20 protein-coding genes and 1 pseudogene are annotated in these 25,381 nt (G+C 70.5%); 19 read left to right on the top strand and 2 right to left on the bottom strand.

Annotated elements, in window-relative coordinates:
- Positions 1-192 precede the first annotated feature (192 nt).
- The 6 genes and pseudogenes from L3Q65_RS17055 (at position 193) to L3Q65_RS17030 (ending at position 10,492) form a co-directional block, all read left to right on the top strand.
- On the top strand, positions 193-2,172 hold the full coding sequence (locus L3Q65_RS17055; RefSeq protein WP_237600224.1) for an alpha-1,4-glucan--maltose-1-phosphate maltosyltransferase: 1,980 nt from the start codon (positions 193-195) through the stop codon (positions 2,170-2,172).
- A gap of 90 nt (positions 2,173-2,262) precedes the next feature.
- Positions 2,263-4,056 carry a maltose alpha-D-glucosyltransferase gene (gene treS / locus L3Q65_RS17050; RefSeq protein WP_182895952.1) on the top strand — a complete coding sequence of 598 codons (1,794 nt, stop codon included), beginning with the start codon at positions 2,263-2,265 and terminating at the stop codon, positions 4,054-4,056.
- 1 nt (position 4,057) lies between these two features.
- Positions 4,058-5,452, top strand: a complete 1,395-nt coding sequence (locus tag L3Q65_RS17045) for an aminoglycoside phosphotransferase (RefSeq protein WP_237600223.1) — start codon at positions 4,058-4,060, stop codon at positions 5,450-5,452.
- Between the two features lie 4 nt (positions 5,453-5,456).
- Complete coding sequence (glgB, locus tag L3Q65_RS17040) at positions 5,457-7,664, top strand: 1,4-alpha-glucan branching protein GlgB (RefSeq protein WP_182895951.1); 2,208 nt, start codon at positions 5,457-5,459, stop codon at positions 7,662-7,664.
- 354 nt (positions 7,665-8,018) lie between these two features.
- Positions 8,019-8,849, top strand: a pseudogene (locus L3Q65_RS17035) (family 16 glycosylhydrolase); the annotation flags it as partial.
- A 206-nt stretch (positions 8,850-9,055) separates the two neighbouring features.
- Entirely contained in the window at positions 9,056-10,492 is a 1,437-nt protein-coding gene (locus tag L3Q65_RS17030) for a trypsin-like peptidase domain-containing protein (protein WP_237600222.1), read from the top strand.
- Positions 10,493-10,521: 29 nt separating this feature from the next.
- Here the strand turns inward: L3Q65_RS17030 and L3Q65_RS17025 are convergent, their stop codons facing one another.
- On the bottom strand, positions 10,522-11,343 hold the full coding sequence (locus L3Q65_RS17025; protein ID WP_237600221.1) for an oxidoreductase: 822 nt from the start codon (positions 11,341-11,343) through the stop codon (positions 10,522-10,524).
- 79 nt (positions 11,344-11,422) lie between these two features.
- Here L3Q65_RS17025 and L3Q65_RS17020 point away from each other — a divergent pair, with 79 nt between their 5' ends.
- The 4 genes from L3Q65_RS17020 to L3Q65_RS17005 all read left to right on the top strand — a co-directional run bounded on the left by L3Q65_RS17020 (position 11,423) and on the right by L3Q65_RS17005 (position 15,826).
- A complete protein-coding gene (locus L3Q65_RS17020) occupies positions 11,423-11,947 on the top strand; it encodes a MarR family winged helix-turn-helix transcriptional regulator (RefSeq protein WP_237600900.1) in 525 nt (174 codons plus the stop codon).
- Positions 11,948-12,005: 58 nt separating this feature from the next.
- Positions 12,006-12,566, top strand: coding sequence for an isochorismatase family protein (locus tag L3Q65_RS17015; RefSeq protein ID WP_237600220.1), 561 nt, complete (start codon positions 12,006-12,008; stop codon positions 12,564-12,566).
- Between the two features lie 1,281 nt (positions 12,567-13,847).
- Entirely contained in the window at positions 13,848-14,984 is a 1,137-nt protein-coding gene (locus tag L3Q65_RS17010) for an acyltransferase (RefSeq protein ID WP_237600219.1), read from the top strand.
- Positions 14,985-15,133: 149 nt separating this feature from the next.
- Positions 15,134-15,826, top strand: a complete 693-nt coding sequence (locus tag L3Q65_RS17005) for a hypothetical protein (RefSeq protein ID WP_237600218.1) — start codon at positions 15,134-15,136, stop codon at positions 15,824-15,826.
- A 735-nt stretch (positions 15,827-16,561) separates the two neighbouring features.
- On the opposite strand, the gene L3Q65_RS17000 is transcribed toward L3Q65_RS17005, so the two are convergent.
- The gene (locus L3Q65_RS17000) at positions 16,562-16,837 is read right to left on the bottom strand and encodes a YggT family protein (protein ID WP_182895946.1); all 276 of its coding nucleotides are present in this window, start codon (positions 16,835-16,837) and stop codon (positions 16,562-16,564) included.
- Positions 16,838-17,025: 188 nt separating this feature from the next.
- Here L3Q65_RS17000 and L3Q65_RS16995 point away from each other — a divergent pair, with 188 nt between their 5' ends.
- The 9 genes from L3Q65_RS16995 (at position 17,026) to L3Q65_RS16955 (ending at position 25,378) form a co-directional block, all read left to right on the top strand.
- Positions 17,026-18,684 carry an IlvD/Edd family dehydratase gene (locus L3Q65_RS16995; RefSeq protein WP_237600899.1) on the top strand — a complete coding sequence of 553 codons (1,659 nt, stop codon included), beginning with the start codon at positions 17,026-17,028 and terminating at the stop codon, positions 18,682-18,684.
- Positions 18,684-19,517, top strand: coding sequence for a fumarylacetoacetate hydrolase family protein (locus L3Q65_RS16990; protein ID WP_237600217.1), 834 nt, complete (start codon positions 18,684-18,686; stop codon positions 19,515-19,517). The genes L3Q65_RS16995 and L3Q65_RS16990 overlap by 1 nt, the downstream gene beginning before the upstream one ends.
- Positions 19,518-19,604: 87 nt before the next feature.
- Complete coding sequence (locus L3Q65_RS16985; RefSeq protein ID WP_237600216.1) at positions 19,605-20,909, top strand: alginate lyase family protein; 1,305 nt, start codon at positions 19,605-19,607, stop codon at positions 20,907-20,909.
- A 104-nt stretch (positions 20,910-21,013) separates the two neighbouring features.
- The gene (locus tag L3Q65_RS16980) at positions 21,014-21,298 is read left to right on the top strand and encodes an isoamylase early set domain-containing protein (protein WP_237600215.1); all 285 of its coding nucleotides are present in this window, start codon (positions 21,014-21,016) and stop codon (positions 21,296-21,298) included.
- A gap of 401 nt (positions 21,299-21,699) precedes the next feature.
- A complete protein-coding gene (locus L3Q65_RS16975) occupies positions 21,700-22,314 on the top strand; it encodes a TetR/AcrR family transcriptional regulator (protein ID WP_182895942.1) in 615 nt (204 codons plus the stop codon).
- A 1-nt stretch (position 22,315) separates the two neighbouring features.
- A complete protein-coding gene (locus L3Q65_RS16970; protein WP_237600214.1) occupies positions 22,316-22,978 on the top strand; it encodes an enoyl-CoA hydratase/isomerase family protein in 663 nt (220 codons plus the stop codon).
- A 127-nt stretch (positions 22,979-23,105) separates the two neighbouring features.
- Positions 23,106-23,573 carry a fluoride efflux transporter CrcB gene (gene crcB, locus L3Q65_RS16965; RefSeq protein WP_237600213.1) on the top strand — a complete coding sequence of 156 codons (468 nt, stop codon included), beginning with the start codon at positions 23,106-23,108 and terminating at the stop codon, positions 23,571-23,573.
- Positions 23,573-23,941 carry a fluoride efflux transporter CrcB gene (gene crcB, locus L3Q65_RS16960; RefSeq protein ID WP_237600212.1) on the top strand — a complete coding sequence of 123 codons (369 nt, stop codon included), beginning with the start codon at positions 23,573-23,575 and terminating at the stop codon, positions 23,939-23,941. The genes crcB (L3Q65_RS16965) and crcB (L3Q65_RS16960) overlap by 1 nt, the downstream gene beginning before the upstream one ends.
- A 111-nt stretch (positions 23,942-24,052) precedes the next feature.
- Positions 24,053-25,378, top strand: a complete 1,326-nt coding sequence (locus L3Q65_RS16955; protein WP_237600211.1) for a cytosine permease — start codon at positions 24,053-24,055, stop codon at positions 25,376-25,378.
- The last annotated feature ends 3 nt before the right edge of the window (positions 25,379-25,381 follow it).

Raw genomic sequence — 25,381 nt, 5'->3', positions numbered from 1 at the left:
GCGTGTTGCGGGCGGGAGACGGGAATGCGTCCGGGAGTTCCGCCGAATGGGCGCGTTTCGCCCGACCGGGTGGCGGGAAAATCAGAAAAAGGCCCCGCTGTCAACGGCTTTGGAGGAATCAGGCACACTGACCGTGCTCGCGGAAGCACACTCCGACCACCCTCCCACCCACCGTGAAAAAGGGGCATCGCCATGACCGGCAGGCTCGGGATCGACGACGTCGCACCCATTGTCAGCTGCGGCCGGTATCCGGCCAAAGCCGTTGCGGGCGAACATTTCCCCGTCACCGCCACGGTCTGGCGGGAGGGGCACGACGCGGTCGCCGCGACGGTCGCCTGGCGCGGTCCGGGCGACCGCGCCGCGCGCCAGACGCGGATGGCCGAACAGGGCCGCGGGCTCGACCGGTTCGGCGCGGTGATCGTGCCCGACGCCGAGGGCATGTGGACCTATCGCGTGGACGCGTGGAGCGATCCGTGGGCCACCTGGGAGCACTCGGTCGAGGTGAAGATCGCCGCGGGGCAGGGGCCCGGCGAGCTGGCGAACGACCTGGAAAGCGGCGCGCTGCTGCTCGACCGCGTCTCCCGCCGCCCGGAGCGCCGGGCCGAGCGCCCGCTGCTCGCCGGGGCCGCGGCCGCGCTGCGCGACGACGAACGCGATCTCGCCGAGCGCGTCGGACCGGCGCTCTCGCCCGAGGTCCGCCAGCTCATGCACGACTTCCCGGTGCGCGAGCTGATCACCAAGGGCCGCGTGCTGAAGCTGTGGGTCGACCGCAAACGCGCCGCTTTCGGTTCCTGGTACGAATTCTTTCCCCGTTCCACCGGCGGGGTCGACGCGCAGGGCCGCGCGGTGCACGGCACCTTCGCCACCGCCGAGCGCGAGCTGGACCGCGTCGCGGGCATGGGCTTCGACGTCGTCTACCTGCCGCCGGTGCATCCCATCGGCCGGGTGAACCGCAAGGGCCCCAACAACACTCTCGACGCGACGCCGGACGACGTCGGCTCGCCGTGGGCGATCGGCGCGGACGAGGGCGGGCACGACGCGATCCACCCGGAGCTCGGCACGATCGAGGATTTCGACTCTTTCGTGGCGCGCGCGGAGGACCTCGGCCTGGAGGTCGCGCTCGACCTCGCGCTGCAGGCCGCGCCCGACCACCCGTGGGTCGTCAAGTACCCGGAGTTCTTCACCACCCGCCCGGACGGCACCATCGCCTACGCGGAGAACCCGCCGAAGAAGTACCAGGACATCTATCCGGTCAACTTCGACAACGACCCGCGCGGCATCTACGACGAGGTGCTGCGCGTCGTGCTGCACTGGGTGTCGCACGGGGTGCGGATCTTCCGGGTCGACAACCCGCACACCAAGCCGCCGGACTTCTGGGCGTGGCTGATCCAGTCGGTGAAGGACGCGCATCCGGACGTGCTGTTCCTCGCCGAGGCGTTCACCCGCCCGGCCCGGCTGTGGGGGCTGGCGAAGCTCGGCTTCACCCAGAGCTACACGTATTTCACCTGGCGCACCACGAAAGAAGAGCTGACCGAGTTCGGCACGGACCTGGTCGAGCATTGGGACCACGGCCGCCCGAACCTGTTCGTCAACACTCCGGACATCCTGCACGAATCGCTGCAGCACGGCGGTCCGGGCATGTTCGCGCTGCGCGCCGCGCTCGCCGCGACCATGTCGCCGACCTGGGGTGTGTACTCCGGCTACGAGCTGTTCGAATCCGAGGCGGTGCGGCCGGGCAGCGAGGAATACCTCGACTCCGAGAAGTACCAGCTGCGCCCGCGCGATTTCGCCCGCGCGCTCGCCGAGGGCCGTTCGCTCGAACCGTGGCTGGCCCGGCTCAACGCCATCCGCCGCGCGCATCCGGCGCTGCAGGGCATGCGCTCGCTGCGCTTCCACTCCGTCGACAACGACGCGCTGCTCGCTTACTCCAAACAGGACCCGGCGACCGGGGACACGATCGTCGCCGTGATCACCCTCGACCCGCACAACACGCAAGCGGGCACGCTCCGGCTCGACCTGCCCGCGCTCGGCTTCGACTGGCACGAGCGCCTCATCGCGCACGACGAGGTCACCGGCGAGACGTGGGACTGGGGCGAGGCGAACTTCGTCCGGCTCGAGCCGTGGCGGGCGGTCGCGCACATCGTGGCGCTGCGCCGCAGGCTCGCGGCCTGAACTCGACAACAGCACTTCGCGCGTGGTTATCCCGGAGCCGTTCGGGATAACCACTACTCAGCACAGGCAACTCACGACAAGGTGGAACGGATGGACGAGGAGAGCCGGCCCGGCGCCGCGGCGGGACTGGCGGGCGTGCCGCACACGGGTGAGGCGGTCACCGCCGACGGCCTGCTGGTCGAGCCCCAGGCGGACGATTTCGGGCACGCGCACGAGGCGCCGGCGGACCCGGAATGGTTCAAGAGCGCGGTGTTCTACGAGGTGCTGGTGCGCGCGTTCGCCGATTCGAACGGCGACGGCACCGGCGACCTGCGCGGGCTGGCGGGCAGGCTGGACTACCTCGAATGGCTCGGGGTGGACTGCCTGTGGCTGCCGCCGTTCTACGCCTCGCCGCTGCGCGACGGCGGCTACGACATCAGCGATTTCCGCGCCGTGCTGCCGGAATTCGGCAGCGTCGAGGACTTCGTGTACCTGCTCGACGAGGCGCACCGGCGCGGCATCCGGGTGATCACCGACCTGGTGCTGAACCACACCTCCGACGCGCATCCGTGGTTCCAGCAGTCGCGCTCGGACCCGGACGGCCCGTACGGCGACTACTACGTGTGGAGCGACGACGATTCCCGCTACGCCGACGCGCGGATCATCTTCGTCGACACCGAAACGTCGAACTGGACCTACGACCCGGTGCGCGGCCAGTTCTACTGGCACCGGTTCTTCACCCACCAGCCGGACCTGAACTACGAGAACCCGGCCGTGCAGGACGCGATGATCGACGTGCTGCGGTTCTGGCTCGACATCGGCATCGACGGCTTCCGCCTCGACGCCGTGCCCTACCTGTTCGAACAGGAAGGCACGAACTGCGAGAACCTGCCGCGCACGCACGATTTCCTCAAGCGCTGCCGCAAAGTCGTCGACGACGAGTACCCCGGCCGGATCCTGCTCGCCGAGGCGAACCAGTGGCCCAGCGACGTGGTCGAGTACTTCGGCGACGCGGAGTCCGGCGGCGACGAGTGCCACATGGCGTTCCACTTCCCGCTGATGCCGCGGATCTTCATGGCGGTGCGCCGGGAGTCGCGGTTCCCGATCTCGGAGATCCTGCTGCAGACGCCGCAGATCCCGTCCGGCACGCAGTGGGGCATCTTCCTGCGCAACCACGACGAGCTGACGCTCGAGATGGTCAGCGACGAAGAGCGCGACTACATGTACTCCGAGTACGCCAAGGACCCGCGGATGAAGGCCAACATCGGGATCCGCCGCCGGCTGGCCCCGCTGCTGGACAACGACCGCGACCAGCAGGAGCTGTTCACCGCGCTGCTGCTGTCCCTGCCCGGGTCGCCGGTGCTGTACTACGGCGACGAGATCGGCATGGGCGACAACATCTGGCTCGGCGACCGCGATGCCGTCCGCACGCCGATGCAGTGGACGCCGGACCGCAACGCCGGGTTCTCCACGTGCGATCCGGGCCGCATCTACCTGCCGGTGATCATGGACCCGGTGTACGGGCACCAGGCGCTGAACGTCGAGGCGCAGGCCGACAACGCGGCGTCGCTGCTGAACTGGACGCGCCGGATGATCGAGGTCCGCAAACAGCACCACGCGTTCGGCCAGGGCGATTTCGCCGATCTCGGCGGCTCGAACCCGAGCGTGCTCGCCTACCAGCGCCGGTGGCTGCGCCCGGACGGCCGCGAGGACGTCGTGGTGTGCGTCAACAACCTGTCCCGTTTCCCGCAGCCGGTGGAACTGGACCTGTCCGCGCACCAGGGCGCGACGCCGGTCGAGCTGACCGGCGGGGTGCGCTTCCCGGACATCGGCGAGCTGCCGTACCTGCTCACGCTGCCCGGCCACGGGTTCTACTGGTTCCAGCTGCTCGAGCCGGAAGAATGAGGTGAGTCCGCTGTCGCACCACGGTTCCCCGCCCGAACTGCCCGAGGTTTCCCGCGCGCTGACCGCCCTGCTGCCGGACTGGCTGCCCGCGCAGCGTTGGTTCGCGGGCAAGGACCGGCCGGTCGACGAGGTCCGCCCGGCGGGCCTCACCGCGCTGGCCGGCCCGGATCCGCTGCTGGTGCACGCGGTCGTCGACGTGGTGCAGGGCGACCGCACCGAGCCGTACCAGCTGCTGATCGGCCGCCGGTCCGGGGTGCCCGAGGTCGCGTCGGCAGCGCTGCTGGGCGAACGGTTCTACGAGGCGAGCGGCGACGCGGACCTCACCGCCGGGCTGCTGGACCGGATGGCGGCGGGGGAGTCCGCGGGGCCGCTGCGGTTCTCGGCGGAGCCCGACGCGAAGCTCGAACCGGGGCTGCGCTCGCGGCCGATCACCGCGGAGCAGAGCAACACCTCGCTGGTGTACGGCGGGCAGTACATCCTCAAGCTGTTCCGCAAGCTCAGCCCGGGGACGAACAAGGACCTGCTGCTGCACCGCGCGCTGCAGGACGCCGGGTGCAAGCACGTGGCGCGCGTGGTCGGCTCGATCTCCGGCGAACTGCACGGCGAACCCGCGACGATGGGGATGCTGCAGGAGTTCCTGCCGGACGCGGTCGACGGCTGGGCGATGGCGACCACGAGCGTGCGGGACCTGCTGGCCGATCCGGACCAGCCCGCGGCCGAGGCGGGCGGCGACTTCGCCGGGGAGTCCGAGCGGCTCGGCGCGGCGGTGGCCGAGGTGCACGCGGACCTCGCGACCGCGCTCGGCGCCGAGCCCGCGGACAGCGACGAGCTGGACCGCACGGTGCGCGCGATGACCGAACGGCTCGACCAGGTGTCCGAGGCGGTCCCGGAGCTGGCGGTGCACGCGCCCGCGCTGCGCGAGGTGTTCGAAGCCGTGCGCGCGCACGAGGCGCCGATTTCGCTGCAGTACATCCACGGCGATCTGCACTTGGGCCAGGTGCTGCGTACCGTCAACGGATGGCTGCTGCTGGACTTCGAAGGCGAACCGGCCGCCCCGGTCGCGGAACGGCACGCGCTGCGCTCGCCGCTGCGCGACGTCGCGGGCATGCTCCGGTCGTTCGACTACGCGGCGCACCAGCGGCTCGTCGGGCAGCCCGAGAACGCGGACGTGACCCGGCACGCGATGGAATGGGCCCGGCGCAACCGCGCCGCGTTCTGCGCCGGGTACGCCCGCGCCGGCGGCCCGGTCGGCGACCCGCAGGAGCACGCGGACCTGCTGCGCGCCTTTGAACTGGACAAAGCGGTGTACGAGGTCGCCTACGAGCACGCGAACCGGCCGGACTGGCTGAGCGTGCCCCTGGCGGCGATCGCCCGCAGCACCGACGGAAGCGAGTGACCCCGTGAACGCTGTCCCCGCGGATCTGCCCTCGGCGGCGCCGTCCCCGCTCGACATCGACCGGCTGCTGGCGGGCGAGCACCACGACCCGCATGCGGTGCTCGGCGTGCACACCGACGGCAGCGACATCGTCGTGCGCGCGCTGCGTCCGGGCGCGACGTCGGTGTCGGTCGTCGCGGGGGAGCGCCGCGTCCCGCTGGAGCGCGTGGCGGACGCGCTGTTCGCCGCGACGCTGCCGGAGCACCCGGGCGACTACCGGATCGAAGTCGGCTACGACAACCACACTGTCGTCACCGACGATCCGTACCGCTGGCTGCCGACGGTGGGGGAGCTGGATCAGCACCTGATCGGCGAAGGACGGCACGAACGGCTGTGGGACGTTCTGGGCGCGCACGTGCGCCGGTACGACACCCCGAACGGCGTCGTCGAAGGCGTGTCCTTCGCGGTGTGGGCGCCGACCGCGCGCGGCGTGCGGGTGATCGGCGACTTCAACGCGTGGGAGGGCCGCGGCCACCCGATGCGCTCGCTCGGGTCCTCGGGCGTGTGGGAGCTGTTCGTGCCCGGCGTTTCCGTCGGCAGCTGTTACAAGTTCCGCATCCTCGGCGCGGACGGGCACTGGCACGAGAAGGCCGACCCGATGGCGTTCGCGACCGAGGTGCCGCCCGCGACCGCGTCGAAGGTGACCGAATCGTCGTACGCCTGGGGCGACGGCGACTGGGTCGCCCGGCGCGAGGCGACCGACTGGGCCGATGCGCCGATGAGCGTGTACGAGGTGCACCTCGGCTCGTGGCGGCCCGGGCTCGGCTACCGCGAGCTCGCCGGCCAATTGGCCGACTACGTCGAGGAAACCGGCTTCACGCACGTCGAGTTCCTGCCGGTGGCCGAGCATCCGTTCGGCGGCTCGTGGGGCTACCAGGTCACGTCGTACTACGCGCCGACCTCGCGCTTCGGCTCGCCGGACGATTTCCGGCACCTGGTCGACCACCTGCACCAGCGCGGCATCGGAGTGCTCGTGGACTGGGTGCCCGCGCATTTCCCGCGCGACATCTGGGCCCTGGCGCGGTTCGACGGCAGCCCGCTGTACGAGCACGAGGACCCGCGCCGCGGCGAGCAGCCGGACTGGGGCACGCTCGTGTTCAACTTCGGCCGCAACGAGGTCCGCAACTTCCTCGTCGCGAACGCGCTGTTCTGGCTGGAAGAGTTCCACCTCGACGGCCTGCGCGTCGACGCGGTCGCCTCGATGCTGTACCTCGACTACTCGCGCAAGGACGGCGAGTGGCTGCCGAACGAGTACGGCGGCCGGGAAAACCTCGACGCGGTAAGGTTTTTGCAGGAGCTCAACGCGACTGTCTACAAGCGACACCCGGGCGTGGTGATGGTCGCCGAGGAGTCCACCGCCTGGCCCGGCGTCACCCGCCCGACGCATCTGGGCGGCCTGGGGTTCGGCTTCAAATGGAACATGGGGTGGATGCACGACACGCTCCGCTACCTGTCGCACGAGCCGATCCACCGGGCGTACCACCACAACGAGATGACCTTCTCGCTCGTGTACGCGTGGAGCGAGAATTTCGTGCTGCCGCTGTCGCACGACGAAGTGGTGCACGGCAAGGGCTCGCTGTGGGAGCGGATGCCGGGCGACGACTGGAACAAGGCCGCCGGGCTGCGCGCGCTGCTGGCGTTCATGTGGGCGCATCCGGGCAAGCAGCTGCTGTTCATGGGCGGCGAATTCGGCCAGCCGCGCGAATGGTCGGAGTCGCGGTCGCTGGACTGGCATCTGCTGGAAACGCCGCTGCACCGCGGCGTGCGCGACCTGATCCGGCAGCTGAACGCGGTCTACCGGGACACCGCCGCGCTGTTCAGCGGCGACGTCCGGCCCGAGGGCTTCCGCTGGATCGACGCGAACGACTCGGCCGGCAACGTGCTGAGCTTCCTGCGCCTGGGCGCCGACGGCTCGCGGCTGGCCTGCATCGCGAACTTCGCCGGGGTCCCGCACCACGACTACCGGGTCGGCCTCCCGTCCGCCGGGCGCTGGACCGAGGTGCTGAACACGGACGCGGAGTCCTTCGGCGGTTCGGGAGTCGGGAACCTGGGCGCGGTGGAGGCGACCGAGGAGCCGTGGCACGGGCAGCCGGCGTCGGCGGTGCTGCAGCTGCCGCCGAGCGGGGTGTTGTGGCTGCTGGAGGAACGCCCCTCCGCCGAGCTCGAGGCCTGACCCGCCACCGCGCGCCGCTGCGGGCGGCAAACCTCCGTGAAGGGTCCCCTCGCGCCCTGGTCGCGGGTCGTGAGGGGGACCCTGACGGAATCAGATTCCCTGATGGTGGCCCTCGCGCGCCTCTCCGCGGCAGTCCGCAAGCCGTCAGTTCTGGCACCGGCCGGGCCGCTTGCCCGTCCGGCCATCCCGCGCTGCCCGGAATTCCCCTCGCGAGCGCCTTCGCCCGGCGGCGGTCGGAAAATGACCCACGCAGCGTCTTGCCGGTGAAGGCGCTGGTGGGCATACTTTGTTGCCATCCACAACAAACCCGGGGTGGCGCCGCCAGGCCGCCCCTCGAGTGATTGAGGGATGACGATGACGTCCTCGCACACCTCCTCCCGTTGGCGGCGGCTCGCGATCCCCGCGGCGCTCGCCCTCGCCGGCGCGGTCGCGCTGACGCCCGCCGGCCACGCCGCCCCCGCCCCCGCCGCCGCTCCGGCCGCCGGGTTCTCCGACGACTTCGACGGCCCGGCGGGCTCGCCCGCCGACGGGAGCAAGTGGAACTACGAAACCGGCGACAACAACGGCAACAACCACGAACGGCAGTGGTACACCTCGGGCGCGGCGAACGGCGCGCTCGACGGCCAGGGCCACCTCGTGATCACCGCGAAGAAAGAGAACTCCGGCAACAACTGCTGGTACGGCGCGTGCCAGTACACCTCGGCGCGGCTGAACACGTCCGGCAAGTTCAGCCAGGCGTACGGGCACCTGGAAGTCCGGATGAAACTGCCGCGCGGGCAGGGGATGTGGCCGGCGTTCTGGATGCTCGGCGGCGGGCAATGGCCGGACGACGGCGAAATCGACGTCATGGAGAACATCGGCAAGGAACCGAACACCGTGCACGGCACGATCCACGGCCCCGGCTACTCGGGCGCGGGCGGCATCGGCGCGGCGTTCAACGGCCCCGACTTCTCCGCCGACTTCCACACCTACGCGGTCGACTGGTCTCCGAACAAGATCGTCTGGCTGGTCGACGGGCAGGCCTACCAAACCCGCACCCCGGCGGACCTGAACGGCAAGAAATGGGTGTACGACCACCCGTTCTTCCTGATCCTCAACCTCGCGGTGGGCGGCGACTGGCCCGGCGACCCGGACGGCAGCACCCAGTTCCCGCAACAGCTGGTGGTCGACTACGTGCACGTGAGCTGACCACCCTCGCCGCCGGAACCCCGGCGGCGCGGAGAAGGCGCGGTCTCCGCGGGCCCCGTCCGGCTCAGCCCATTCTGAGCCGGACGGGGCTTTTCCGTGCTGCCGCTCGGGTACACAGCTTCCGCACGGATCACGGCAAGGAAAATCTCAGGTAGCGGGTGTTTGCTGAGCTGGCGGAGGGTCACGAGACGCGGGAGCGGAGCATGAACGAGCAGGAGCGCGGCGGGCACGACCAGGGACAGCCCGGCTACGGCGGGCAGGCGCAGCCCTGCTCGCCGGGAGCGGGGCAGCCGTACCAGCAGCAGGGCTGGGCTCAATGGGGCACTCCGCCGCCCGGCGCGTACGGTCCGCAGCCGGGCGGACAGTACCCCGCTCCGCCGTACCCGACACAGCAGATGCCCCGGCAGCGTTCGCATCACCCGTTGCGGACCGCGGCCATCACGGTCGGCGCGATCGCGCTGTCGGTGGCGGTCGGGCTCGGGGTCGGGCACTTCGTGTGGACGCCGTCCGCGCCGCCCGGCGTTTCCGGGAACCAGAACTTCGGCTCGATCGGCAACCAGACCAACCCGTCGAACACGGCGATCGACCCGCAGGCGATCGCGAAGAAGGTCAGCGCGGGCATCGTCAACATCAATACCGAGCTGGGCTACCAGGGCGCGGCCGCGGCGGGCACCGGAATCGTGCTCACCTCCGACGGCGAGGTGCTCACGAACAACCACGTCGTCGAGGGCGCGACGAGCATCAAGGTCACCGACATCGGCAACGGCCAGACGTACACCGCTTCCGTGCTCGGCTACGACCGCAGCCACGATGTCGCGGTGCTGAAACTGGCCGGCGCGTCCGGCTTGGCGACGGAGACGCTCGGCGATTCGTCGTCGGTGAAGGTCGGCGACGCGGTCGTCGGGCTCGGCAACGCGGGCGGCGCCGGGGGAGCGCCGGTCCCGGCCGGCGGGCGGGTGACCGCGCTGAACCAGTCGATCACCGCGTCCGACGAATCGAACAGCTCGTCCGAGCAGCTGAAGGACCTGATCCAGGTCGACGCGAACATCCAGTCCGGCGATTCCGGCGGCCCGCTCGTGAACGCGCAGGGCCAGGTCGTCGGCGTGGACACCGCGGCATCGGCCGGGTACCAGTTCAACGGCGGCGGACGGCGCGGCCACGGCGGGCTCGGCAACGGCTTCCCCGGCGACAACTCGCAGGGCGACGGTTCCCAGGGCGACTCGCAGGGTGACGGTTCGCAGGGATCCAGCGGGAACGAGGGCTACGCGATCCCGATCAACCAGGCGATCTCCATCGCCCACCAGATCGTCGGCGGCACCGGCTCCGACACTGTCCACATCGGAAAGAGCGCGTTCCTCGGCGTGACCGTCAGCGACGCCGGACAGCAGCAACAGCAGGGCGGAACCGGCTCGGGAGCCGCGATCCAGCAGGTCGTCCCCGACGGCGCGGCCGCCAAAGCGGGTCTCTCGGCGGGCGACGTGATCACCGCGGTGGACGGCAAAGCAGTCGACTCGCCCACCGCGCTGACCACTCTGATGGACCAGCACCACCCCGGCGACAAGCTGACGGTGACGGTCGTCGACCAGACCGGTCAGCAGCAGAACGTCACCGTCGTGCCCGCCGAAGGCCCCGTGGGCTGACCCGCCGGTTGTCCGGACGGCTGATGCGTTCAGTCGTCCGGATAACGCGTGTCCAGCGAAACCGGTTCCCATGCCGCGAGATCGGCGAGCTGCTGCTCGAGCTTCGCCCGGATCCGGGTCACCGCCTCGGGCCCGAGCGGCAGCCGCAGCGGCGCGTCCGGAGTGTCGACCAGTTTGAGAATGGCCTCGGCGGCCTTCGCCGGATCGTTCGGCTGCGCGCCGTCCTGCGCGGAAAACCGTTGGCGCATCGCGCCTGCCGGGGTGTCGCGGTAGTCGTCGATGGGCTCGGAGAACGTCATCGACCGCCCGGCGAAGTCCGTCCGGAACGGCCCCGGCTCCACCAGGCTCACCCGGATCCCCAGCGGCGCGACCTCCCCGGCGAGCGCCTCGGACATCCCTTCCAGCGCGAACTTCGACGTCGCGTACAGCGCGTGCCCCGGATTCCCGACCACCCCGCCGACCGACGACAACTGCACGATGTGCCCGCTGCGCTGTGCCCGCAGGTGCGGCAGCACCGCACGCGTGACGTTGAGGACGCCGAACACGTTGGTTTCGAGCACCTGCCGCGCCTGCTCGTCGGTCAGTTCTTCGAGCGCCCCGACCAGCCCGTGCCCAGCGTTGTTGACCAGCACGTCGATCCGCCCGAACTCAGCGATCGCCGCGTTCACCGCCGCCTCCGCCGACACCGGATCCGTGACGTCCAGCCGGGTTTTGAATGTCTCCATCCCCTCGAGAGCTTTTGTGTCGCGAGCCGTGGCCACGACCTTTTCCCCGCGCTGCAGCACAGTTTCCGCGAGCACGCGGCCGAACCCGCTGCTCGCTCCCGTGATGAACCAGACGCGTCCGGGCATGCGAACCTCCCCAGGACGAGTTACTTTGGTACCCAAACCAAACTACCTTGAGTTTCGAGGGAGTGTCCAGTTGGACTCAGTGGGGGCGGGCCTGCCCGAATGGCTGGCCGTGATGCCGGACGGCGTGGACGAGCAGGTCGAAGCGGCCCGCCAGCGGATCGGGCGGCTGTCGAGGCAGTTCGAGCAGGTGCTGCGCGACGTCGCGGAGGAATACGGTTTCAGCACGGGGGATTGGCAGGCATTGTCGGCCTTGCACCGCTCCGGCCGCGCTGCCGTTCTCACGCCGAAGGAATTGGCCGACCGTCTGGGCGTCACCTCCGGAACCGTCACCGTGCGAATCGACCGCCTGGAGCGCGCGGGCTTGGCCGAACGCGTCGCCGCGGCCTCCGACGGCCGGAGCCGCCCGATCCGCCTGACCCGCAAAGGCCGCGCCCGCTGGGCCGCCGCCACCCGGAAACGCACCGAACGGGAACAGGATCTGTTCAGCGCCGCCCTGACCGAAGACGACCTCTCCAGCCTGAACGCCCTCCTCGCCCGCCTCCTGACCCGCTTCGAAACCGAGTTCGGCCCTTCCTCCCCGCACGATGCCCTCCGCCCGGAGTGACAGTTTTTGTCGGTGGGCGGGACTAGCGTGAGCGGTACCTGACTGGAGGGAAGAACTGATGACCACTCTCAACGACCGCCCGAACACCGCATTGCTGGTCGTCGACGTCCAGAACGGCGTCGTCGCGGACGCGCACGAACGAGACAGCGTCGTGGCGAACGTGGCCGCGCTGGTGGACAAAGCTCGCGGAGCGGAGGTCCCCGTCGTGTGGGTCCAGCACAACGACGAGGGCCTGGAGAAGGGCAGCCCCGAATGGGAACTGGTCCCGGAGCTGAAGCGCTCTCCCGCCGAACCCCTGGTGGAGAAGTCCTACGGCGACTCGTTCGAAGACACCGCCCTGGAGTCGGTTCTCGCCGACCTGCGAGTGGGGCGCCTGGTGGTGAGCGGAGCCGAGACCGACGCTTGCATCCGCTCCACCCTGCACGGCGCCTTCGCGCGAGGCTACGACGCGACCTTGGTGAGCGACGCCCACACGACAGGAGACCGCACCACCTGGGGCGCGCCGCCGCCCGCGCAGGTCATCGCGCACACGAACCTGTACTGGAGCTATCAGACCGCCCCCGGCCGGACCGCGGGCACGGTCGCCACGAAGGAGGTCGCATTCAAGCCTGGCGCGTGAGACTGGCGCCGGGAGCCGGAGCAGAGGGCCCGAACGTCGCGCCGGCCTGATCGGCAGGGCTGCGAGGGTGGGCGCGAGCCTGCCCGGGGCTCGGAAGCCGAGGGCGGGAGAACAAGGGCGGCGGCCTGCCCGTGCCTGGTGGCGGGGCGGTGGCTGGCGACCGGCGATGGCGGGCGGCTTCCGGCTGCGCGGCGGAAGCGGGTTTGGGCGGAAGCCAGGTTGGTCCGGCTGAGCACGGGGGATGGGAGGCGGGCTGAGGCGGGTTCCGGGTCGGCCTGGCTGGGTCTGGCGGGGTGCTGGAGGCGGGCTGAGGCGGGTTCCGGGTCGGCCTGGCTGGGTCTGGCGGGGTGCCGGAGGCGGGCTGAGGCGGGATCCGGGTCGGCCTGGCTGGGTCTGGCGGGGTGCTGGAGGCGGGCTGAGGCGGGATCCGGGTCGGCCTGGCTGGGTCGGGCGGGATGCCGGAGGCGGGTTGAGGCGGGATCCGGGTTGGTTCGGCTGGGGCCGGTGGGTGGCGGGGCGGAAGCCGGGGCGGCCCGGCGGCAGTCGTGGCCGGAGAGCAGAACGCGGCGCGACAAGCTGCGCCGCGGCCCGGGCGAGAGTTCGCTGAGGCTGACGAGACCCTGCTCCGGGAAGGGGCCCCGCACCGGCCCTTCGCGGCATCCATCTGCGCCGGAAGCCGCCGAGTCGCTGGGTGACACACCGGCGACCGACCGGGGGAGAAGCAGCGTCGTCAGCACGAGCGCGCGGGTTTCGCGGAGTGGCGGCCCGGCCGGCGACGCCCGCCAGGTCCGCGCCCCGTCGCCGCGTCGCCCGCGTGGCGAGGTCGGCAACTCGCCAGCGCGACCCAGGCACGCGCTCCGCGATGAGCCGAACGGTCATTCCGGGCCGGTCCTCCCCGTTTGCTGCGGATCCCGCAGCGCGGCCGGACCACGACCACCCACAAGACCGATTCAGTCGCGACGAGGGCCGCTCCCCGCGCCCGGCAGCCGCACCGCCGCCGAAACCAAGCAAGTATTCGTTCGTCACACCCGATGAGTGAATCCTGCTTGTCCCCAAGCTAAAACCTCTCGCTCACCGGAACCCGGCAGCGGCGGAGCGGCGGCGCCCGCTCCGCCGCGACCAGCGGGCATCCCCGGCGGAAATCCCTCTGCCACCACGGCTTTCCCCGAAAATCTCCCCGGCCGGAGACCGCGAACCCGGGCCCTGTACCGGAAATGCCCCGCCCGCCGCGCCGCAGGGTGCCTCCCCGCGGCGCGAACCCGACCAGTTACGGTGGCGCGCGTGTCCTCGTTCCGTCCGGTGAGCGTGTCTTCGGGGAACCGGCGGATCAGCTGGGACCTCGTGCGCGGTGGGTGCGTCGTGCTGGTGCTGCTGTACCACGCGACCTACATGAGCGTCGTCGTGCATCCCGAACTCGGGCCGCGGCGGTTCGTGTTCCCGCATCAGATCGGGGCGAGCCTGCTGCTGGTGATTTCCGCGTACTTCGCCGCCGTGACGATCGGGCGCGGGTCGCTCGGCCGGTACTGGTGGGGGCGGATCGCGCGGTTGCTGCCGCCGTTCCTCGCCGCCGTCGTGGCGATCTACTTCGCGCTGCGGTACCTGTCGCCGCCCGGCTGGTTCAGCCCGCGGTTCGGCGACCTCGCCGGCAACCTCCTCATGCTCTGGAACTGGAAGCCCGCCGACTACCCCTTCCTCGACGGCTCCCACTGGACGATTCCGCTCCAGCTCATGGCGTTCACTGTCGCCGCGCTGCTCTACCGCGGCAGCTGGGGCCACGGGCGCAAGTTTCGCGTCCTGATGTGGACCGTCCTGCTCGTCCCGCTCGCGCAGTGGCCGCTGCGCGTCTCCGGTCCGCCCGAGTGGTACCGCGTCATCGTCGACGGCTTCGGATTCCACCGCTGGCATCTGTTCGTCGCAGGCATCGCAGTCTGGCTCTGGACGAAGAAACGCGTGTCCACGACGGAATTCGTGCTGCTGGAAGTCCTCTGCGTCACCGCGCACGCCCTGCACGGCGCGGCCGTCACGCCGGCCGGTATCGACGTCGAATGGGGTTCGACGCTCGGCATCGCGGCCGGGATCGTCGTGATCTCGCTCGCCGCGGCCGGCCCGGACTGGAACCGGTTCCTCCCGTCGTTCGTCCAGCGCGCGATCACCTGGTTCGCCGGCGTCTCCTACGGCGTCTTCCTGATCCACCAGGCCATCGGTTACCTGGTGCTGCACTGGCTGTCCGGCCTCGGCGTCGACCCGCTGCTGCAGACCGCGGGGATGATCGCCACCGGCGTCGTCCTCGGCTGGGCCCTCACCCGCCTGGTCGAACGCCCAGCCCACCGCTTCCTCATGCGCGGCTACGACACGTGGACCGCCCGCCGCCGTCCCGACGACGAACCGGCCGCGGTCTCGGCGGGCAAGCCCGGCTGACCCGGGGCACCTCTCGAAGACGCCCGCCGCTGTGGGCGGCAGCACACGTCGATGTCCGGGTCATCCCTGATGCCGGAAAGCCGCGCGCGGCCATAGCGTGGCAGTCCGGGTTGAGCAGCAGAGGGGCGAGACAAGTGAGAATCGGTCGGTTGGTCGCTGTCGGTGTCGTGGCGGCGAGCGTCTCCGCGTGCCAACTCCCGCTGGTGCGGGACGACGGCGAATCGCACGACAGCGTCTCGGTGGGCTGGCCGGGCACCGCCAAGGACACCTCGACGATCACCGGTTCGGCGAAGGCCGTCAAGATCGACAGTTCCGCCGGCTACGTGCGGCTGCGTTCCGGCGGCGCGCCCGGTTCGATCACCGTCGAACGCGAAATCCGCTACCAGGGGGCCAAACCGGAGGGAACCTGGCACCGTCTGTCCGGGTCGACGCTCGAACTCAACGGGGAATGCGGCAGCCAGTGCGTCGTCTCCTACACGGTCACCGTGCCTGATCGGACGGCCGTGACCGGGAAAATGGGAGCTGGCGAGTTCGAGGCCGACAAGATCAGCTCGCTTGACCTGACGATGTCCGCGGGCAGGGTCGCCGTCCGAGACTGCGCCGGACCGGTGAAAGCCGTGACCTCTGTCGGCGAAGTCGACATCACCACGACTGTGCCCGCTGACGCCGCCATCAAGACCCAAGTGGGCGCGGTTTCCCTCAACGTCCCCGGCACGGACTACTCGGTGTCGGCGCACACCTCGGTCGGCGAACGGAGTGGCACCCTGCCGGACCGGCCGAGCGGCGCCCACCGCATCGATATCAGTTCCCAAGCGGGGGAAATCCGGCTCGACTCCCATTGATCCTTCAGAACCCCGGGCGCCGCAGGTGTTCATCGCTCCACTGTGGACACTCCGGCGGCCCGGGGATTTCGCTCGGCAGGAAGGCACGGCAAGTGCGGGATCAGACGGGCCGGGTTGCCTTGCCTGCGAATGGGTGACCCGGGTGCCCTGCCCGCGCGATCTGCGCCGAACGCCAGCGGCCCGCATAAGCCGCTCGTCGCCGCCAAGCCGATGCTCGCAACGGACCGCTTGCTGCTGCCGAGCCACCGTTCACGAACCGACTGTTGGTCACTGCTGCGCCGCCGTTCGCGGGGGCTGCTCGCCGCCGAGCCATCGCTCGGAAGAGGCCGCTCGTCATTGCTGAGCCGATGCTCGCCATGACTCAGTCACGGCCGCCGAGTCGCAGCCTGTGCCCCTTCGCCGTCGCCGAGCCGCGGTTCGCAACGGGCTTCTGGTCGCTGCTGTGCCATCGTTGGCGAGTGGCCGCTCGCCGCCGCTCGCAACGCCCCGCCCGTCGTTGCCGAGTCGCGTTTCGCAACGGGCTGTTCGCCGCTGCTGTGCCATCGTTCGCGGGTGGCTGCTTGTCGCCGCTGCTCGCAACGGCCGCACTCGTCGTCGCTGAGCCGTGGTTCGCAACGGGCTTCTGGTCGCTGCTGTGCCATCGTTGGCAAGTGGCCGCTCCCCGCCGCTCGCAACGGCCCCACTCACGGCCGCCGAGGCGCCGCGCGCACCAAGCCGCCACCGCGAAACCGCGGCTCACAGCGCGAACGCGATACCCCGCACCACCAGCGCCGCGAAGAACACCACCGTGAACGCCAGATCGAACCCGACCCCGCCTGCCCGGATCGGGGGCAGCACCCGGCGCACCGGGGCGATCACCGGTTCGGTGGCCCGGTGGCTGATCCGGCGCACCTGGCCGAGCCACGCGGGCCCGGTCGCGACCAGGCGGGTCCAGTCCAGGACCATCCGCACCACCAGCACCACGATGAACACGGTCAGGACGTACCCGACCAGGGTCCCGATCAGGCTCATCGCACACCTCGCGTCTCCGGCAACGTTCTCACCTCTCCCAACGTCCGGCGGTCCCGCGAAGTGTCCGGTTCTCCCGGAATTCTCAGCGGATTGCCAGGATCCGCCCGATCGGGTATCGAGGAGGGCTCCGGAGAAGGGAGCGGCGGGTGCGCAGTGCGGCGTGGTTCGGGGCGTCCGGCCGGGCGGGGATGATCCATCGGTCGTGGATGCGGTCCCAGGGGTTCGGCCCGGAGGTGTTCGACGGCCGGCCGGTGATCGGGATCGCGGTGAGCGCGTCCGAGCTGGCCCCGTGCAACGTGCATCTCGACCGCGTGGCCGAGGCGGTCAAGCGCGGGGTCTGGCAGGCGGGCGGCTTCCCGCTCGCGTTCCCGACGATGGCGACCGGCGAGACGCTCATGCGCCCCACCGCGATGCTCTACCGCAATCTGATGGCGATGGAGGTCGAGGAGCTGATCCGGGCCAACCCGCTCGACGGCGTCGTCCTCCTCTCCGGCTGCGACAAGACGACCCCGGCGATGCTGATGGGCGCGGCGAGCGTCGACCTGCCCGCGGTGATGGTCACCGGCGGCCCGATGCTCAACGGCAAGTTCCGCGGCGGCGACGTCGGCTCGGGCACGCACGTCTGGAAGTTCGAGGAAGAAGTCAAGGCCGGCCGGATGACCGAGGAGGAGTGCTTCTTCGCCGAAGGCTGCATGGCCCGCTCGAACGGCCACTGCATGACCATGGGCACGGCGTCGACGATGGCCTGTCTCGCCGAGGCGCTCGGCATGCAGTTGCCCGGTTCGGCGACCTGGCCCGCGGTCGACGCGCGGCGTTTCGAGACCGCGCAGGCGGCCGGTCGGCGGATTGTCGCGATGGTGGAGGAAGACCTGCGCCCGTCCGAGATCCTGACCCGCGCGGCGTTCGAGAACGCGGTCCGCGTCAACGCGGCGATCGGCGGGTCCACCAACGCGATCGTGCACCTTCTCGCGCTGGCCGGGCGCGTCGGCGTCCCGCTCGCGATGAGCGACTTCGACGAGCTGGGCCGTGAAGTCCCCACGTTGGTGAATCTGATGCCCTCAGGGCAATTCCTCATGGAAGATTTTTGTTACGCCGGGGGAATTCCCGTGGTGCTGACGAGGCTCGCCGAGGCGGGGCTCCTGCACACCGGCGTCCGCACGGTCACCGGCAAGCCGAGGGAACCGGCGGAGTGCTGGAACGGCGATGTGATCACGACCGTCGACGCGCCGTTCCAGCCGCCCGGCACCGGAACCGCTGTGCTCACCGGGAATCTCGCTCCGGAAGGCGCGGTCATCAAGCAATCCGCCGCCTCGCCGGAGCTGCTCGCGCACACCGGCCCGGCGCTGGTCTTCGACACCGCGGAGGACTACCGCCGCGTCGCCGACGACCCGGACTTGCCCGTCACCCCCGACACGATCCTGGTGATCCGCGGCGCGGGTCCGAAGGGCTACCCGGGCATGCCGGAGGTGGCGAACGTCCCGGTGCCGAAAAAGCTCCTCGAACAGGGCGTCACCGACATCGTGCGGATCTGCGACGGCCGGATGTCCGGCACCGGCTACGGCACGGTCGTGCTGCACGTGAGCCCGGAATCGGCGGTCGGCGGCCCGCTCGCGCTCGTCCGTACCGGCGACCGGATCACGCTCGACACCCCGGCGCGCCAGCTGACCCTGCACGTGCCCGACGACGAACTCGCCGTCCGCCGCGAAGGGTGGACACCGCCGGAAAGCCCGTACCGCAGCGGATACACCTGGCTCTACCGCGAGCACGTCACCCAGGCTCACCTCGGCGCGGACTTCGATTTCCTGCACGGCACCCGCGGTTCCGCCGTGCCGAGGGATTCGCACTGATGCGCCGCCTCGGCAAAACCGCCGCGGGCTGGCAGGTGACCGACGGCGAGTCCGCCGGCGCGCTCCCGCCCGGCACCACGCTCGGCTCCCTGCTCGCGTTGCCCGCCGACGACTTCGCCGAAGCACTGGCGATCGAGCTCGTCCCGGGTGAACCAGGCGAGCTGCGGGCGCCGGTCGACGACGACACCGAGGTGTGGGCCGCCGGAGTCACCTACGAGGTGTCGCGCGAGGCGCGGATGGAGGAGAGCGGCGACGCGGACGTCTACTCGCGGGTGTACGACGCGGAACGCCCGGAGCTGTTCTTCAAGAGCGTCGGGCACCGCGTGCGCGGGCCGGGGGAGCCGATCGGGGTGCGCGAAGATTCCGCTTGGGACGTTCCGGAACCCGAATTGGCGTTGGTGTGCAACGCGAACGGCGAGATCGTCGGGTACACGATCGTCAACGACGTGAGTTCGCGCAGCATCGAAGGCGAGAACCCGCTGTACCTGCCGCAGGCCAAGATGTACCGCGGTTCGTGCGCGGCCGGGCCGTGGATCGTGCCCGCGCAAGAGATCCCGGACCCGTACGCGCTCGGCATCACCGTGTCGATCCATCGCGCCGGAGCACTGCTCTGGGCGGGGGAGACGTCGACCGCGCGGCTGCACCGCCGGCTCGCGGATCTGGTCGCGTGGCTCTACCGCGGCGATGTTTTCCCGCGCGGCGCCGTCCTGGCCACCGGTACATCCGCCGTTCCCGGCCCGGACGTCACGCTCGAGGCGGACGACGAGGTCACCATCATGATCGAGGGCCTCGGCGCCCTCCGGAACCCGGTCCGGCGCGGCCGCTTCGCCTGAGCCGCTCTTGACGCGGCCACGAGCGCTCGGCTATTCAATCTCAGTTCACATATCTGGGTACTATTCATATTCTTGAACGGAGTTGCGGTGCTGCCTCCTTTCCGGTCTTCCCGTCCGCGTCGTCTCGCGGCGGTTCTCGCGACGGTCGCGGGGCTGCTCGCGACCACTGCCGGAGCGGCGACCGCCGCGCCCGCGCCGAGGTCCTGTTCGTTCGTCTGCGTGCCGGACCCCGTGGTGCTCGACGGCCTGCGCCTAGCAGGCAACAAGATCGGCCTGATGGCCGGGAATCCGACGCTGCGCACGTCGCTGTCGAACCTGCTGAAGCAGGCGGACGACGCGCTGACCAAGGGGCCGTGGACGGTCGTCGACAAGGAGCGCGTCCCGCCGAGCGGCGACAAGCACGACTACCTCAGCCTCGCTCCGTACTACTGGCCCAGCCAGCCGAAAACGCCGGAAAACCCGCAGGGCTGCCCGTACGTCGACCGCGACGGCCAGGTCAACCCCGAGATGAAGAACGTGCCGGACAAGGCCGAGCGGCTCGTCGCGTTCAACTCGATCTACCAGCTCTCGCTCGCCTGGTACTACACCGGCAAGGCCGAGTACGCCCAGCGCGCCGCGCTCGACCTGCGCACCTGGTTCCTCGACGCGGCAACGAAAATGAACCCGAACCTGAACTTCGCACAGGGCATCCCGTGCAAGACCGACGGGCGCGGGATCGGCATCATCGAGTTCTCCTATACGTTCACCCAGGTCCTCGACGCCGCGCGGATCCTCGAAGCGGGCGCGCCCGGCTGGACGAAGGCCGACGGCAAGGCGTTCCGCGGCTGGTCGGCGGACTTCCTGACCTGGTTGCGCACCAGCAAGAACGGCACCGACGAGGCCAAGGCGACCAACAACCACGGCACCTTCTACGACCTGCTCGCCGCGGCGACCGCGAGCTACGTCGGCCGGCGCGACCTGGCCCGCGAGATCGTCCGCGACTCCGGCAAAGCCCGGATCGACCACCAGATCGCCGCGGACGGCGGCCAGCCCGAGGAATCCACCCGCACCCGGACGTACCACTACCACACGTTCAACCTGGTCGCCCTGACTCGCCTCGCGCAGCTGGGCAAGCACCTGGGCGTCGACCTGTGGTCGTACCGGAATCCGCAGGGCGGCAGCATTTTCGCCGCCGTCGACCACCTGCTCCCGGCGGCGACCGGCGCCGCGCCGTGGCCGTTGCCGGACATCCATTTCATCCAGTACGCCGCCCTCGACAGCGTGCACGCCGCCGCCGACGCGGGGGACCGGAAGGCCCGCGCCGCGGTCGGCCGCATCCCGGTCCCGCCCGGCGGCGACCTGTTCCCGGTGCGCCCGGCCGCCGAGCAGCTGGACGACGTTTCCACCACCTGAGCCCGTTTTCACCCGGACGCGGCATCTGCCGCGTCCGGGTTTCCGGCATCGGTCGTGAAACGATTCAGAAAGACCGATTCGCCGGAACGGGAAAGGGAAACGCCGTGATCAAGACCAGCCGGAGCAACGGCTCCGGGGCCCGGCGGGTGACGTTCGTCCTGCCGCTCGACACCCCGCCCGGCCCGGTGAGCGTGGTCGGCGACTTCAACGACTGGCAGCCCGGACGCCACGAACTCCGCAAACGCTCGAACGGCACGCGCTCGGCCGCGGTGGAGGTGCCGCCGGGCGCCCGGCTCCGCTTCCGCTACCTGGCCGACGGCGGCCGCTGGCTGGACGACCCGGACGCGCCTGCCCGCGACGGGCGGGATTGCTTGTATATCGCGGATTGACCCGGGCGGCGTCGTGCGGGTGCGGTGGGGTTTCGGTTGCTTGGCTGATCGCGGCCGTTGGCTGGACGGCCCGGATGCCCCGGCCCGTGAGGGGCTGGACTGCCTTGGCATCGCGGACTGACCGGCCCAGCTTGGTTCCCTCCCGTCCGGCGAGGGCTGGGCTGGTGCGTGTTCGCGCCGGTGAGAACCGGTGCGAACACGCACCAGCCCCGAGCGGTGTCCGCGTGGCTTGACCCGGGAGCCGACGGCAGCGGAAGCCGGGCGGCGATCCGGCGGCGGGCTTCCGCAGGCGGGTCGTGAGTGGCAATCCCGGTTCTAACCGCGATTGCCGCTCACGACCCCTTGAGCCGCACATCACCCCGCCCTAGTTTTGGAGCACTCGCTCCATTACCATCTGATCCATGCCCCGCCCCCGGATCCACGATCCCGAGCTGATTCTCGACACCGCCGAGCGCCTCATCGCCGACATCGGCCCCGAGGCGCTCACCGTCCGGCGGCTCGCGCAGGAGGCGGGCGTTCCGAACAGCACGATCTACCACGTCTTCGCCAATCTCCCCGCCCTCATCGGCCAGACCTGGCTCCGCGCCGCCACTTTCTTCCTCGACGAACAAGAACGCCTGGTCGACGAAGCTCCCGACCCGATCGAAGCGGTAGTCGCGGCCGCCGACACCTCCGCCGTGGTAGCCGAGGCGCGCCCGGACGCCGCGCGGATGATGATCGCTGTCCCGGCAAAGCGCGTACTGGGCCCGCAACTGCCGGACGAACTCGCGGAAGCGTTGCACGCCTTGGACAAACGCCTCGTCCGCCTCTTGATCCGCCTGGCCCGGCAACTCTGGAACCGCGGCGACGGACAAGCCGTAGAGGTCGTCACCGCCTGCGTGGTGGACCTCCCGACCGCTCTGCTCCGCCGCGAACTCGCCACCGGACCCGCCAGTGCGGAAAGCCGCGCACGGCTAGCCGCGGCGGTCCGCGCGATCCTCGCCCTCGAACCACCGCGAAAGTCCAGAAAGGACTGAAATGCCTACCCTCAGCACCGCCGGCGCCGTCCACGTACTCGACTTCGGCGCCGACGAAAACCGGTTCGCCCCACCGTGGCTGGAGGAGGTCCACACGCACCTCGACACGGTCACCGCAGGCAAGGAACCCGCCGCGCTCGTCACGATCGGCAGCGGCAAGTACTACTCCAACGGCCTCGACCTCGACTGGCTCACCAGCCACCCGGACGACGCGGGCAAATACGTCACCAGCATCCACGAGCTCCTCGCCCGCGTGCTGGCGCTCCCGGTGCCGACGATCGCCGCGGTCAACGGGCACGCGTTCGGCGGCGGCGCGATGCTCGCGATGGCCCACGACTTCCGCGTCATGCGCGAGGACCGCGGCTACTTCTGCTTCCCCGAGGCCGACCTCAACCTACCGTTCACCCCGGGCATGGCCGCGCTCGTCCAGGCGAAGCTCACCCCGTCCGCCGCGATCGCGTCGATGACCACCGGGAGCCGCTTCGGCGGTCCGCAAGCGACAGCGCTCGGCCTGGTCGACGCGACGGCCGCGCTGGAGGATCTGCGAACTGCGGCGGCCGAACGCGTCGCCCCGCTGGCAGGCAAGGACCGCGGCACGCTCGGGGCGATCAAGTCCACTATGTTCGGTCCGGCGCTGACCGCGTTGCGGGCGGCGGGGAACTGATCAGGTAGGCTCGCGTACGCGCGGCGGTGGGGCTCGCCGCTCCGGGAATCGCCCGGACAACCGCGGTCGAGACCGCCAACAGTCCCTACTCGAACGGTGCCGCGTGTCCGTGGAGTAGGAGAAGACTGTGCCCGAAGAACCTCTCGACCCTGACGTCGACCTCAGGGATCCCGTGCAGCAACGCGAACTCGTCCGGCACCACGTGTCGGTGCTCGGGGTGATCGCGCTCGGCGGCGGGCTCGGCGCGCTGGCCCGCTACGGGCTCGCGCAGGCCCTCCCCGCCGAGACCGCTGGCTTCCCGTGGGCGACCTTCTGGACGAACGTCGTCGGCTGCTTCCTCATCGGCGTGCTGATGGTGCTGGTCACCGAGGCGTGGTCGGCGCACCGGCTGGTGCGGCCGTTCCTCGGCGTCGGCATCCTCGGCGGCTTCACGACCTTCTCCACGTACGCGGTCGAAGCGCGCAACCTGCTCCGGCCGGACACCGTACCGCTCGCCTTCGCCTACCTCGGCGGAACGCTCGCCGCCGCGCTGCTCGCCGTCCTGCTGGGGCACGCGATCACCCGCAAGCTGGTCCCGGTGGAGGTGGCCGTCTGATGACCGCCCTCCTCGTCTTCCTCGGCGCCGCGGTCGGAGCGCCGATGCGGTACCTGACCGACCGGGCCGTCCAGTCCCGGCATCAGAGCCTGTTCCCGTGGGGCACGTTCACCGTCAACCTGATCGGCTGTGTCCTGCTCGGCGGGCTCGCGGGTGCCGGGACCGCGCTGCCCGCGGCGGTCTATCCGCTGCTCGGCACCGGATTCTGCGGCGCCCTGACGACGTACAGCACGTTCAGCTACGAAACCGTCCGGCTGGTCGAGCGCCAGTCGTACTTCGCCGCGGCGGCGAACGTGGTCGTCAGCGTCGCGGCGGGCGTCGGCGCGGCGGCGTTCGCGTATGAGGCTGTCCACGCCTTGGCCGGGTAAGGGTGCGAGGTGCACAGCCGGACTGTCCGGGCTGTGCAGATCGCACGGTGACCTCGCCGGAGCTGCTGCTTACCGTGCTGGGAACCGTTCCCCTCCCGATGAGGAGTCGCCATGGCCTCGGCTGTCGGTGTCGACGATTACGCGCTGACCAGGGTGCCCGATTCCGCCCGTTATTCGTGGTGGTCGGTCGCCGTGCAGCGGTTCGGCCAGGTTTCCGCGCTGTCGCAGTTCCTGCTCGGCGCCACGATCGGCTTCGGGATGAGCTTCGGGAACGCCGTGCTGGCGTTCACGCTCGGCTCGGTCATCCTCGAACTGATCACCGTGCTCGTCGGCGTGATCGGCGTCCGCGAGGGCCTGACCACCTCGATGATCGCGCGCTGGACCGGCTTCGGCCGCGGCGGCTCGGCGCTCATCGGGCTGGCCATCGGGATCAGCCTGATCGGGTGGTTCGGCATCCAGTCCGCGGTCTCCGCGCAGGGCCTGGCCGCGCTGGTCGGCGGCCTGCCCGAATGGGGCTGGGCGCTCGTGTTCGGCCTGGTGGTGACCGCGATCGTGGTCCGCGGCTTCCACTCGATGGCCTGGACGGCGTACCTGATGGTGCCCGCGTTCCTGATCCTGGTCGGCTGGTCGGTGGTGTCCGAGCTGACCCGGCACGATCTCGGCGCGCTCGTGGCGTCGGCGCCGCCGGGTCCGTCGCTGTCCCTGCTGCAGGGCACGACGCTGGTCGCGGGCGGGTTCATCGTCGGCGCGGTGATCACGCCGGACATGACCCGGTTCAACCGCACCACCGGCGACGTCGTGAAGCAGACGCTGGTCGGCGTCACGCTCGGCGAGTACGTGATCGGCCTGGCCGGAGTGCTGCTCGCGCACGCGGTCGGCACGGCGCAGATCACCACGATCGTCACGTCGTCGGTCGGCTGGGTCGGGCTGCTGATCGTCATCGCGGGCACGATGAAGATCAACGACTGGAACCTGTACAGCTCCGGGCTCGGCGTCGTGAACTTCATCGGCACCGTGTCCGGGAAACGGGCGCACCGCGGCCTGGTCACCGCCGTGCTCGGCGTGGTGGGCAGCGTGCTCGCCGCGGCCGGGATCCTCTCGAAGTTCACCGATTTCCTGACCGTGCTCGGGGTCGCGTTCCCGCCCGTCGCCGGGATCATGGTGGCCGAGTACTTCGTGGTGAAGCAGTGGCGCGGCGACCTGGCGGAGGCGCGTGCCCGCGGCACGGTGCCGTCGGAGGCTCCGGTCTGGGTGCCCGCGACGATCGTCGTCTGGATCGCCGCGGCGCTGTTCGGCGAGTTCGTGGACTGGGGCCTGCCCAGCATCAACTCGCTCGTCGTCGCTTTCGTCCTGTACGTGGCCGCCGGGAAGCTCGGCCTGGTCCGCGGGGTCGGCAAGAGTGCCACCGCGGACGCCGAACCGGCCCCGGCCGCCTGATTC

It is taken from the genome of Amycolatopsis sp. FU40, assembly GCF_021903635.1.
GTDB classification, from domain to species: Bacteria; Actinomycetota; Actinomycetes; order Mycobacteriales; family Pseudonocardiaceae; genus Amycolatopsis; species Amycolatopsis dendrobii.
This window is presented reverse-complemented; position numbering and strand designations above follow the sequence as displayed.

What these genes read in the sequence shown, in the direction of transcription:
- L3Q65_RS17055 (WP_237600224.1), top strand. Translation starts at nt 193, where the DNA reads ATGACCGGCAGGCTCGGGATCGACGACGTCGCACCCATTGTCAGCTGC.
- treS (WP_182895952.1), top strand. Translation starts at nt 2,263, where the DNA reads ATGGACGAGGAGAGCCGGCCCGGCGCCGCGGCGGGACTGGCGGGCGTG.
- L3Q65_RS17030 (WP_237600222.1), top strand. Translation starts at nt 9,056, where the DNA reads ATGAACGAGCAGGAGCGCGGCGGGCACGACCAGGGACAGCCCGGCTAC.
- L3Q65_RS17025 (WP_237600221.1), bottom strand. Translation starts at nt 11,343, where the DNA reads ATGCCCGGACGCGTCTGGTTCATCACGGGAGCGAGCAGCGGGTTCGGC.
- L3Q65_RS17015 (WP_237600220.1), top strand. Translation starts at nt 12,006, where the DNA reads ATGACCACTCTCAACGACCGCCCGAACACCGCATTGCTGGTCGTCGAC.
- L3Q65_RS17000 (WP_182895946.1), bottom strand. Translation starts at nt 16,837, where the DNA reads ATGAGCCTGATCGGGACCCTGGTCGGGTACGTCCTGACCGTGTTCATC.
- L3Q65_RS16995 (WP_237600899.1), top strand. Translation starts at nt 17,026, where the DNA reads ATGATCCATCGGTCGTGGATGCGGTCCCAGGGGTTCGGCCCGGAGGTG.
- L3Q65_RS16990 (WP_237600217.1), top strand. Translation starts at nt 18,684, where the DNA reads ATGCGCCGCCTCGGCAAAACCGCCGCGGGCTGGCAGGTGACCGACGGC.
- L3Q65_RS16975 (WP_182895942.1), top strand. Translation starts at nt 21,700, where the DNA reads ATGCCCCGCCCCCGGATCCACGATCCCGAGCTGATTCTCGACACCGCC.
- L3Q65_RS16970 (WP_237600214.1), top strand. Translation starts at nt 22,316, where the DNA reads ATGCCTACCCTCAGCACCGCCGGCGCCGTCCACGTACTCGACTTCGGC.
- crcB (WP_237600212.1), top strand. Translation starts at nt 23,573, where the DNA reads ATGACCGCCCTCCTCGTCTTCCTCGGCGCCGCGGTCGGAGCGCCGATG.
- L3Q65_RS16955 (WP_237600211.1), top strand. Translation starts at nt 24,053, where the DNA reads ATGGCCTCGGCTGTCGGTGTCGACGATTACGCGCTGACCAGGGTGCCC.